General features: G+C 40.4%; 10 protein-coding genes and 3 tRNA genes. 12 read left to right on the forward strand and 1 reads right to left on the reverse strand.

The window, feature by feature from the left end; all coding sequences use genetic code 11:
* The 8 genes from PHV77_07215 to PHV77_07250 all read left to right on the forward strand — a co-directional run.
* On the forward strand, nt 1-417 hold a 417-nt coding region (locus tag PHV77_07215; GenBank protein ID MDD5505070.1), incomplete at its 5' end, for an SEC-C metal-binding domain-containing protein.
* Nucleotides 402-2144 carry an apolipoprotein N-acyltransferase gene (gene lnt / locus PHV77_07220; protein MDD5505071.1) on the forward strand — a complete coding sequence of 581 codons (1743 nt, stop codon included), beginning with the start codon at nt 402-404 and terminating at the stop codon, nt 2142-2144. The genes PHV77_07215 and lnt, both read left to right, overlap by 16 nt.
* An 81-nt stretch (nt 2145-2225) precedes the next feature.
* Nucleotides 2226-2304: transfer RNA gene (locus PHV77_07225), tRNA-Pro, on the forward strand.
* 398 nt (nt 2305-2702) lie between these two features.
* Nucleotides 2703-2779: transfer RNA gene (locus PHV77_07230), tRNA-Arg, on the forward strand.
* Nucleotides 2780-3000: 221 nt separating this feature from the next.
* Nucleotides 3001-3074, forward strand: a tRNA-His gene (locus PHV77_07235).
* Nucleotides 3075-3204: 130 nt separating this feature from the next.
* Nucleotides 3205-3447: a GIY-YIG nuclease family protein gene (locus PHV77_07240; protein ID MDD5505072.1), complete on the forward strand. Its 243-nt coding sequence runs from the start codon at nt 3205-3207 to the stop codon at nt 3445-3447.
* A gap of 272 nt (nt 3448-3719) precedes the next feature.
* Nucleotides 3720-3923, forward strand: a complete 204-nt coding sequence (locus PHV77_07245; protein ID MDD5505073.1) for a helix-turn-helix transcriptional regulator — start codon at nt 3720-3722, stop codon at nt 3921-3923.
* Between the two features lie 18 nt (nt 3924-3941).
* Nucleotides 3942-4634, forward strand: coding sequence for a TaqI family restriction endonuclease (locus PHV77_07250; GenBank protein ID MDD5505074.1), 693 nt, complete (start codon nt 3942-3944; stop codon nt 4632-4634).
* Here the strand turns inward: PHV77_07250 and lexA are convergent.
* A complete protein-coding gene (gene lexA / locus PHV77_07255) occupies nt 4631-6163 on the reverse strand; it encodes a transcriptional repressor LexA (protein ID MDD5505075.1) in 1533 nt (510 codons plus the stop codon). The genes PHV77_07250 and lexA overlap by 4 nt on opposite strands.
* A gap of 169 nt (nt 6164-6332) precedes the next feature.
* On the opposite strand from lexA, the gene PHV77_07260 reads away from it, so the two are divergent.
* The 4 genes from PHV77_07260 to PHV77_07275 all read left to right on the forward strand — a co-directional run.
* On the forward strand, nt 6333-6806 hold the full coding sequence (locus PHV77_07260; GenBank protein ID MDD5505076.1) for a hypothetical protein: 474 nt from the start codon (nt 6333-6335) through the stop codon (nt 6804-6806).
* Between the two features lie 12 nt (nt 6807-6818).
* On the forward strand, nt 6819-7583 hold the full coding sequence (locus PHV77_07265) for a hypothetical protein (GenBank protein ID MDD5505077.1): 765 nt from the start codon (nt 6819-6821) through the stop codon (nt 7581-7583).
* Nucleotides 7584-7824: 241 nt separating this feature from the next.
* The gene (locus tag PHV77_07270; protein MDD5505078.1) at nt 7825-8250 is read left to right on the forward strand and encodes a hypothetical protein; all 426 of its coding nucleotides are present in this window, start codon (nt 7825-7827) and stop codon (nt 8248-8250) included.
* Between the two features lie 344 nt (nt 8251-8594).
* Nucleotides 8595-11078, forward strand: a 2484-nt coding sequence (locus PHV77_07275) for a HEAT repeat domain-containing protein (protein ID MDD5505079.1), incomplete at its 3' end; no start/stop codon positions are given.

Consider the following 11078-nt stretch of genomic DNA (forward strand, 5'->3'; position numbering starts at 1 on the left):
GGCATAGACCATTTAAGAGAAGGCATACATCTTAGAGGGTATGGACAAAGAGACCCCCTTGTAGAATACCAGAGGGAGGCTTATGATATGTTTATGTCCATGATAGACTCTATAAGAGATGATTCGCTCGGATATATATTCAGGATACAAGCCATAGAGACCCAGAATGCCCAGGGAGTTTTTGGTTCTGTGCCGCGCAGGTTTGTGCACGATTCGCCCGTGCCGATAAGGGATATAAATCCGCCCCGCACATTATCATCCGGTGATATTGATATGGCCATGCCGCCGCGTCAGAATTATAACACATCTCAAGAAAGCGCGCCAAGTCCGATCAAGCGTAATGAGCCAAAGGTCGGCAGAAATGACGCCTGCCCCTGCGGAAGTGGTAAAAAATATAAAAAATGCTGCGGGAAATAGCCTCTTTTAAGAATTGTCTTTGCCCCGGCCTTATGCGCCGGCCCGGTATATCAGCCGGCCGGTTTCTTCGCGAACAGGGGTATAAAAAATATGCGCCGGTTTTTTCACGAATGAATCCTTGCCTTTTTTTATCCATTTCAAGCGCGCTCTTATTGGCACTCGGTTTTTCCTCATTTAATTTTCCGTATACGGTATGGATAGGCCTGGTCCCGTTATTTTTTGCCATTGAAGGCCTGTCTTATAAGAGGGCCTTTGCGTTTTCGTATCTATGCGGTTTATTGTTTTTTACAGCCTCTATGTATTGGCTTGCCCGGGTAACACTAACAGGCTGGTTATTCCTGTCTCTATATCAAGGGCTTTATTTCGGTATTTTCGGCATATTCTGCCTGATGGCAATGAAGGTAAGCAAAAAAGGCGCAAACCGACGCGTGTTTTTTTTAGCCCTGCCCTCCGTGTGGGTATTGCTTGAATATGCCAGATCTAATTTTTTTGGAGGTATAGGCTGGAATCTTTTGGCATATTCCCAATACAGGCAATTACCCCTTATACAAATAGCTGATATCACCGGCGCTTATGGAGTGTCTTTTCTGATAGTGCTTGCCAATATCTGCGTTTTCTTAACGCTTAAATTAATATTTTTTAGACAGGATAACAGCAATGATTTTTTACCCGCGTTTAATGGCGGTTTCTTAAAAGGAATAAAGCCCCGTGTTTTTTTATCATGGCTTATATTAGCGGTTATTTTTGTTTTAATTTTTTACTACAGCCGCCTGCAGATGTCCGTATATGATACCGGCGGTAAAAAAAATGGCACAACTATCAGGCTGTCTCTTATACAGGCCAATATCAAGCAGACCCAGAAGTGGGATATACAATATAAAAATTATATACTAAGCCGCTATAAAGAGCTTACCATGCAGGCAGAAGAGTCGGGGCCTGATATGATAATATGGCCTGAAACCGCTATACCAGGTTATCTTAACAAGGAAGCGCGGCTTATGTCTTATGCCGAAGAAATTGCCAAGACGTCCGGAGCGCGCCTGCTTTTGGGCGCTCCTATGGCAGGCATTGATGATGAAAACGGTTTTGTTGAGTTTAATAGCGCCTTACTCTATTCCGAGCGCGGGCAGATACTGCAAAGATACGATAAACTGCGCCTTGTGATGTTTGGAGAATTTATACCTTTTGAGAAATATTTAGGCGCCTTAAGGCCGGTTTTGCCCATAACAGGAAATTTTATGAGCGGAAGTGAATATACCTTGTTTAATCTCGCGAATACCGGACAGCATGCTTTTGCCTGTCTGATATGCTTTGAAGATATCTTCCCCGCGCTTGCCAGGCGTTTTGTCATTAAAGGCGCTGATTTTATGGTAAACATTACCAATGACGCGTGGTTTGGCAAAACCTCCGCCGCTTATCAGCATGCCGCAAATTCTGTTTTCAGGGCGATAGAGAATAGGAGGCCGCTTGTCCGCTCTGCCAATACGGGGCTTACCTGTTTTATAAACAAGGCCGGGAGGATATACCGCCAGATAAATGCGGGCGGTAAGAATATATTTGTGGAGGGTTTTATAACCGATGAAATAGGCTTAAGCCCGCGGCCCGGGTTTAGCTTTTATACTAAATACGGGGATATTTTTGCCCTGATATGCCTGTTTTTTACGGGCTGTTTTATGATTGACTATACGCGGTATCACAAGTATAATAACAAAATATACTATAATTAGCCTCTTTTTCAATCTTTCGGAGGCTTTCTATTGTGAAATTTCTAAAAAAACAACAGATTCTATAAGGCTTTACAGAGATATCGGGGCGTAGCGCAGTTTGGCTTAGCGCGCCTGCTTTGGGAGCAGGAGGCCCTGGGTTCAAATCCCAGCGCCCCGACCAGTTTAGTTCACAGGTAAAGATATGGCCTTTGACTTTGAGAAATTGGATGTGTATAAAAAAGCTTTATCTGTTGCGGAAGGAATACATGTCTTAGCAGGCCAGATTAGAAGAGCATCTATTTCTATACCTGATAATATAGCAGAAGGGAATGGCAGATCTAATAAACGGGATTTCGCATAATTTTTAAGAATAGCGAGAGGTTCCATATATGAGTGCGTTCCTTTGCTTCAAATTTCTTTAAAGCAGTCATATATAGGAGAAGATGTATACGAAAAGCTTACAGTCAATTGCAATGAATTGGCTAAAATGATAAATGGTTTAATTAGTTCTTTGTTAAGAAATGTTAATGTTGTAGTTAACGATTGATTTTTCACCTATCTGTGAACTGTTAACTAAGTGTGCCCGTAGCTCAGTTGAATAGAGCATCTGCCTTCTAAGCAGAGGGTCGTAGGTTTGAGTCCTACCGGGCACGCCATTTTTGCGGAGGCAAAAATGGCCCTGAAATACCGTAAAGCAATACGCCGAATAGGCGTATTGTAGGTATTGAAGGACCTTAGTTTTGCAAAGCAATGTTTGGCCCTGAACAAGCAGTGAAATCCGACAAATAGGAGGATTTCATGTGCAGCGAAGGACCTTGATAAGGTAGAAAAAACATATTGATAATAGCTATTTGCAATTAGCTATTAACCAATTGTGGTGGCTATGGTGTAGCGGCAGCACGAGAGATTGTGGCTCTCTTGGTACGGGTTCAACTCCCGTTAGCCACCCCAAAATTTTGCCTAAAGGCAAAATTTTGGCACTGAGGGTGCGAAGCACCCGAAGTGCCTTAGGCCATAACCTTTTGAGTGGCCGAAGAGCCTTACTCATTAAAACCACACAACCCGGGAGTGTTTCCTTACCATGTCCTGGCATGTCTACATTATAGATTGTCGCGATAAAACCCTATATACAGGTGTTACCAATAACCTTTCTCGTCGAGTAAACGACCATAATAAAGGTAATGGCTGTCGTTATACCAAATATCGCTGGCCAGTAAAGCTCATTTATTCCGAAGAATGCCCAACCAAATCCCAGGCTCAAAAGCGTGAATGTTACATCAAAGGCCTTACCAGAGATAAGAAGCTGGAATTGTGTAAGAGATAATTTCTGTTGAAAATCTCCACGAATCCATGCCAATTCCCCTCATAGTTTATAGGCGCTCGCTGGGCCGCTCGTTGCGTGCTAATGCAATGCGTGTGCGGCGCAGCTGTGGCTTGCGCCGGGTGGGGGCCGCGCCCCGCCTAGCGCTATCTTTTAAAAAACTGCTGAAATTTTTAGGAAAAAACAACCATTTTCTATTAATATATGTTACTCGGATTCTGTAGACTTAAATATAACATAAATATATAATAGTGTCAATAAAGGAGTGAGTTATTATGGCATTAATTTTAGAACAATTTGGCGCTAAGGTGCGTAAATATCGTCTCAAGAAGGATCTTTCTCAAGAGAAGCTTGCTGAGTTAGCTGATTTGCATCGAACATATATCGGTCAGATTGAATGCGGGAAAAGAAACATTGCGCTTAAAAATATTGCCAAGCTTGCAAAAGCACTTAATGTTTCTGTAAGAGAATTATTTTAATGGAAAGATATGGCTAACATGGACAATAAACAATTTGAAAAGTTTTTAGAGACTGTAGACTTGAGTAACTATCGTAATAGATTCATGCCTATTAAAATAGTTGAAATGGATTTGCCTAAAGAAATTCAAGCATTAGATTTGCTCTATAAGACTTATTGGGATAAAAGAAGAACACTTTCTTACGAACAATTCTATGAGGAATACAAGAAATTATATCGCAAAAATCTAGAATTATTTCGTAACAAGACTCAGATGTGCAGGACCTGTTTTTATAAAGGTTTGCCTGCGAGGATTTACCGTACTTGGGCGAGTATCATTACTCAAATTCATGCTGGTTACGTAGCCGAAGCGGTTTTTGGAGAAGAATCTGTAGAAATGTCTTCAGAATTAGATCATCAAGGAGCCGACTTTAGAGTTACTTATAAAGGGAAAAAGTTGAATTACCAGGTTAAAAAAGAGACTTTTAGCAGAGAGGTAAGGGCGGAAAAGAAGCCCAAAAAGCAGCTTTATGGAAAATTTATTAAAATTGTTTACAAAGTTCCAAATTTTGACATGCTTCTAGATCCAAATAAAAAGAAGGGAGGGTTTAAAAAGGCCTATAGTGAGTTTAAGGCTGATTGGTTAGATACAGGAAAGATTAAAATTCTAAAGAATGGTTTTACAGTTTTTACGCCAACAATTTTTGAAGAAGAGAAGGCGCTTTACGATTAGAATAATTTGAGGGTATTCTGCACTTCAATACTATCCAACCTTTTATTTGCAATCCTGATATAATCAGGATTCAGTTCAATTCCGATATAAGATAGTCCAAGTTGTTTAGCTGCTACGCATTCCGAACCTACTCCGGCAAAAGGAGCCAATACTGTGCCGCCATTTTTAGGTATCGATGATTTAATTAGCTTTTCCGAGAGCTCTAAAGGTTTTTGTGTTGGGTGTTTTGTTATATCATGGTTAATATGTTTCTTAAGGGCGCCTGGCTTAAAAACGTTATCGCAGGTTTTACATAAAAACCAACGTTCGGTCATGCCAGCGCCTCCGGCTAATGCAGGTATTTTAATAACATCTCTAGGCAATGCTCCTGCTTCATGCGCTTTATAAATAGTTTCTTTTCCATTTCGGCTGAATCGCCCTGCAGTTCCTGCTCTAACTTTTCCGGCCGCTCCATTTAAGAATCCTTCAGTATAAGGTTCTCGTACATCATCCCTATTAAAAACAGGATCATTTTTCCAACAAGAGATAATTGCTTCATGGCTCCTTTGCCAGAATTGGAGAGAGGCCACATTTTTATTAGTATAATGCCAAATTAGCCATCTCCGGTTTAAGGGAATCTCAACAGATAAATAAGCTAAGATTTCACTGAATCCATAGATAAACATTGTGGCGCGGGGCTTCATTATTCTGGTACATTCATTAATCCATGTTTTACACCATGCAATATATTCTTCCAAGTCTCTTTTATCTAAATTATTGCCGAAATCTTTGCCAATATTATAAGGAGGATCAGCAATAATAACATGGCAGGATTCATCCGGAATTTTTCTAATTTCTTCAATCGCATCCCCACAAATAATTTTGTTTAAGGTTAATTTATCATGTTTTTTGGGTTTATCTTTAACTGGAGGTGTAATAGTTAGGGGTTTGGAGGCAGCATTCTTTATAACATCAACTACTGCGCCTTGTATAATAAATTCTCTCTTTTTATCTATAATAATTGGCTCAATGAATTTATTTGCAGGCTGAAGTCTAATATGCCCTCTTTCTTTATAGAATTTCTTTAGAGTCGTTTTATAATTATCAATAAGTGCAACTATCTTTTGTCCATTTTCAGCTACTGATTGTCTTCTTACTAAGATAATATCGCCTTCATTTATATTTTCATCTATCATGCTATTCCCAATTACTCGTAATGCAAAATATTCATCGTTAGAATTAATTTTGCTTTGGGGTATGGCGATGCTTTCTTTGTTTTCAATTGCCTCAATGGGTTGCCCGGCCGCAATAGTACCAAGAATTGGAATCCGCATTAATTTTTGTTCCGCTGGGACGTCTATCGTTCTAGGATGGTTATTTGTTTTATCCAAAAAACCCATATCTTGTAATTGGCGTATATGGTAATGAATCGTGGCTACGGAGGATAATCGGAAATGTTTTTTTATTTCTTCTAAGGAAGGAGAGTAGTGATGTTTATTTATATAGGCCTTCAAGAAGTCTAATATTTGTCTTTTGCGTTTTGTAAGCATATCCTAGTTTCTTACTTTCGATTCATTTTCGATTATAGTATCAAACCTAAAAATAGTCAAGAGAATTATTCTTATCCTGTCAAGCCAAAATTAAAATGTCCGCTTTTTACACATTTAGAAATGTCCTATTTGAAACATGCTATAATACTGCTTTCGGAAGGAGGCTATTATGGCAGGAAAGGACATTATCTTAATGAGCCAAAGGGAATTAAAACGGTTACACATAGTACACAAGGTAATAGACAAAAGATTAAAGCAAAAAGACGCAAATAGTATATTAGGCCTATCTGACAGGCAAATAAGAATAATAAGCAATGTAAGGCAATATGGCGACTCGGCTATAATCCATGGCTCAAGGGGAAAGCCTTCCAACAGGGCATTCCCTCAGGACATAAAAAAACATACAATAAAATTATACCGTGAAAAATACTACGACTTTGGTCCTACCCTTGCCAATGAAAAGCTCTTTGAGGCAGATAAGATAAAAATAGCAGATCAGACTCTTCGCAATTGGCTCATGGAATACAATGCATGGACAATAAAGCGCAAACAGCGCAAACACAGGCAATGGCGCCAGCGAAAGCACTCGTCCGGGGAGATAGTACAACTTGACGGCTCACATCATGCGTGGGTAGAGGAATGAGGCCCCCATTGCGTGCTTATGGGTTATATAGATGATGCCACAGGCAAGATATACGCAAGGTTCTATGATTATGAAGGTACAATGCCGGCCATGGATTCCTTTAAGCGACATATTATCCGTTACGGCATACCTCAAAGCGTATACCTTGACAGGCATTCTACCTATAAGTCGACTGCAAAATTAAACTTAGAAGCTGAATTTAGTAATGCCAAGGCCTTAAGCCAGTTTGAAAGTGCTTTAAAAGAGCTCGAAGTTGATGCAATACACGCTAATTCACCCCAAGCCAAAGGAAGGATAGAGCGTTCTTTTAAAACCCATCAGGACAGGCTTGTCAAAGAGTTAAGGCTTGCGAATATCAGCACAATAAAAGACGCAAACACTCTATTAGGTTCTTATATAGGCAGGCATAATGCTATGTTTGCAGTAATAGCTTTAAAGCCGGCTAATCTTCACAGGCCTGTTCCTAAAGATATTAATTTAGACAGGGTCTTCTCAATAAAGGATAAAACAGCCTTAAGGAATGACTTTACAATACAGCATAATAACCGATTCTACCAGATATTAGAGCCTGTACAGGCAAAAGAAGTCACAATAGAAGAGCGCTTAAATGGCAAGTTTTATATTTATTACAAGGATAGCCAGCTTAAGCATAAGCTTATAGATAAAAGGCCTCAAAAGCCAAAACAAAAGCTAAAACAACGAAAACCAAGGTATATATTGCCTCGTGACCACCCCTACAGACTGTTTAGGAAGTTTAGGATGCGAAAAGTATCATGAGTTATACACTAATTCACAGTATTAACAAAGAAAGAAAAAGAACCAAAAAGAAAGAAAAGCTGCTACTGCTACTTTTAATTAAAACCGGACATTTTAATTTTGGATTGACACTGACTAAAATATAAGTGTATTTTTACCGTGTTTGCTGGTAAAATAACAGTTAAGCGGCGGCTTCACAGATGTGAGCTGGTTGCTGATATTTCTGATTTTGAATAATAGTATTTTTACGAAAGGAGGAGGTATGAGAAAATTGCTGTTAGTTACAATGTTGGTGGCGGGGTTTGCGGCCTGGGCATACGCGGAAGATGTTTCTAAGGTTACTAAGCAGGTGACAGCTGAATTGCAAGATTCAGGAGTTATCACGGCGAAGGAAACCCCATCTGTAGCCGCGTCGGTAAAAACGCTTGTCAAAAACGGCGCTACGGCGCAGGAAGCGAAGAGTGTTGTATCTCAAGCTGTTAAGCAGGCCAAAGAGCAGGGATTAAAAGGCAGAGCTTTGTCTGCAAAAGTTAATGAAGCAGTAAAAGCGCGTAAGGCACAGATGAATGAAGCGAAGAAAAAGGCAAAAGAAGCCAAAGCGCAGGCAAAGAAGAAAGGTAAGGAAGCTGAAGCGAAAGCCAATAAAGACGCTAAAGAATTGCAGAAGAAGTTGAATAAGAAAATATAGCCTTTGTCAAGCAAGACCTATTTCAAGTTGAAAAAGCGATAATAGCTTTTTAGGCCTGGTTGAATGAAGCAGATAGGCGAATAGCCCCCGTTGATTTTTTGTGGAAGCAAGAAGCGGGGGCTATTTTCATGCCCCTAAGTGGTAAAGATTCAGGATATTGTTTTACATTGGAATCATTGCTACAGGTGTTTCGGTAATATTTTACATAATTTAATGCGATGCCATTGACATAACTTTAAGTATATGCTATATTTACTATATATTTAAAAAACTTATAAAAACTATCTAAAAATGCAACTATTGATGAATAAACCTATTATATAATAATTAAGGAATTTGTGTTTATGGATCATGGTCAATTTAAATATAAAAGGTGTTATAGTTTTTATTTAAGATGCATATCATTAATTGTATCAATTATATTTACTATAACATCTAACTTTCAGATTTCTCTTGCTGATAATTGTCACTTTGCGCAGAACAAATCATCGTTGAGGCCGCAATCAACGATTAATTATTTTAAACCCGATCCAACAGTCGTATTTGACGAAGTAAAGTTAGATGTAAATGAAATTATCTCTTTCCACAACAAATTCCAGGACCTTGTAAGGGGTAATATGATAGGCCAGGATACCCCCGAAGGATACAGGGTATCCTTGCGCGAGATAATAAGGATAGCTGACTTTATAAAACAGCACAAACACCTAAATCCCAATATTGCCTTAGCCTGGGCATTAAGAGAGATCTATTATAAACGCCTCCAGAGCGATAAAGACAAAGACACCATAAAAGGCCTTATCTATAGCATGGAAGCCTTAAAAGGCATAGACTTAGAGCCTATATTTGGAGATCCCTCTGATGACCTTGAGAAGCTTATAAGCCAATATGGTTTGGCAGGGGCGTATATTATATACCATATCGGGACAGGCCTGCCCAAGCAGATACAACCTGTCATTACGCGTATAGTTGGATTATTGAATAAACAAGACGAGGAATCTCAAGAAGCGGCCATACTGTCTCTGGCCGCACTTCTTCCCGAACTTGCGCTTGAGATGCTTGACATGTTTGGCATTATAAATACCCCGGCAGGTATAAAAGCATTAGGCCCGATAGCCTCAGCCATCCAGGATGAAGCCAAAAAGACAAAAATCTTGAACAAGCTTACAGGATTATTTAATGACAGCAATTGGCTTGTCCGAGACTCCGCAGCCGAAGCCTGCGGCCAGATAGCCTCATCCATCCAGGATGAAGCTAAAAGAATAGAAATCTTAGACAAGCTTATAGGATTGTTTAATGACAGTAATTCGGATATCCGAGACTCCGCAGCCAAAGCCTATGGCCAGATAGCCTTATCTATCTATGATGAAGCCAAAAGAATAGAGATCTTAGACAAACTTATAGGATTGTTTAATGACAGCAATTGGCTTGTCCGAGACTCCGCAGCCGAAGCCTGCGGCCAGATAGCCTCATCCATCCAGGATGAAGCTAAAAGAATAGAAATCTTAGACAAACTTACAGGATTGTTTAATGACAGTGAAGGCCTTGTCCGAAGACGTGCAGCCGAAGCCTGCGGCCAGATAGCCTCATCCATCCAGGACGAAGCTAAAAAGATAGAAATCCTGGATAAGCTTACAAGATTGTTTAATGATAAATATTGGGATGTTCGAGGCTGTGCAGCCGAGGCCTGCGGCCAGATAGTCTCATCCATCCGGGATGAAGCCAAAAGAATAGAGATCTTAGACAAGCTTACAGGATTGTTTAATGACAGTGAAGGCCTTGTCCGAAGATGTGCAGCCGAAGCCTGCGGCCAGATAGTCTCATCCATCCAGGATGAAACCAAAAAAATAGAAGTTCTGAACAAGCTTACAGGATTGTTTAATGACAGCAATTGGTCTGTCCGAAACTCCGCAGCCGAGGCCTGCGGCCAGATAGTTTCATCCATCCGGGATGAAGCCAAAAGAATAGAGATCTTAGACAAACTTACAGGATTGTTTAATGACAGTGATTCGGATGTCCGAAAATCCTCAGCCAAAGTCTATGGCCAAATAGCCTCATCCATCCGGGATGAAGCTAAAAGAATAGAGATCTTAGACAAACTTACAGGATTACTTAATGATGTATATGAGGATGTCCGAGGCTGTGCAGCCGAAGCCTGCGGCCAAATAGCCTCATCCATCCAGGATGAAGCTAAAAGAATAGAGATCTTAGACAAGCTTACAGGATTACTTGATGATGTATATGAGGATGTCCGAGGCTGTGCAGCCGAAGCCTGCGGCCAGATAGCCTCATCCATCCAGGATGAAACCAAAAAAATAGAAGTTCTGAACAAGCTTACAAGATTGTTTAATAACAGTGATGAGGATGTCCGAGACTCCGCAGCCGAAGCCTGTGGCCAGATAGTCTCATCCATCCGGGATGAAGCTAAAAGAATAGAAGTCCTGGACAAGCTTACAGGATTATTTAATGACAGTGAATGGCTTGTCCGAGACTCCGCAGCCAAAGCCTATGGCCAGATAGCCTTATCTATCTATGATGAAGCCAAAAGAATAGAGATCTTAGACAAGCTTATAGGATTGTTTAATGATAGTGATTGGGATGTCCGAAACCATGTAGCCGAAGCCTATGCCCAAATAGCCTTATCAATATTAACACCTTACCAGGCCGCGGCGGAGTCAGCCTACCAGGCCAACCAAACCCGCTTCAATCAGACCTATGGCACCAATATCCAAGAAATCCGCCGCTCTTCTTACAAAATAGAGATAGATGAACAAAACAAACTCATCCAGGGCATTGTAAACGGAGAAGTGGTAGTAACCCAGCCCATATTA

It is taken from the genome of Candidatus Omnitrophota bacterium (genome assembly GCA_028716165.1).
Lineage (GTDB): Bacteria > Omnitrophota > Gorgyraeia > JABMRG01 > JABMRG01 > JAQUQI01.